Here is a 317-nt window from a genome sequence, read left to right on the forward strand (position 1 = left end):
TTAGATACCCTGGTAGTCCACGCCGTAAACGATGTCTACTTGGAGGTTGTGGCCTTGAGCCGTGGCTTTCGGAGCTAACGCGTTAAGTAGACCGCCTGGGGAGTACGGTCGCAAGATTAAAACTCAAATGAATTGACGGGGGCCCGCACAAGCGGTGGAGCATGTGGTTTAATTCGACGCAACGCGAAGAACCTTACCTACCCTTGACATCCAGAGAACTTTCCAGAGATGGATTGGTGCCTTCGGGAACTCTGAGACAGGTGCTGCATGGCTGTCGTCAGCTCGTGTTGTGAAATGTTGGGTTAAGTCCCGCAACG

General features: G+C 52.7%; 1 rRNA gene. It reads left to right on the plus strand.

Annotated features, from left to right (window positions below):
* Nucleotides 1–317 (plus strand): 16S ribosomal RNA (locus BIU95_RS13830); the annotation flags it as partial.

Origin of the sequence: Curtobacterium sp. MCBA15_007, from assembly GCF_001864905.1 — a bacterium.
Classification (GTDB): Bacteria; Actinomycetota; Actinomycetes; order Actinomycetales; family Microbacteriaceae; genus Curtobacterium; species Curtobacterium poinsettiae.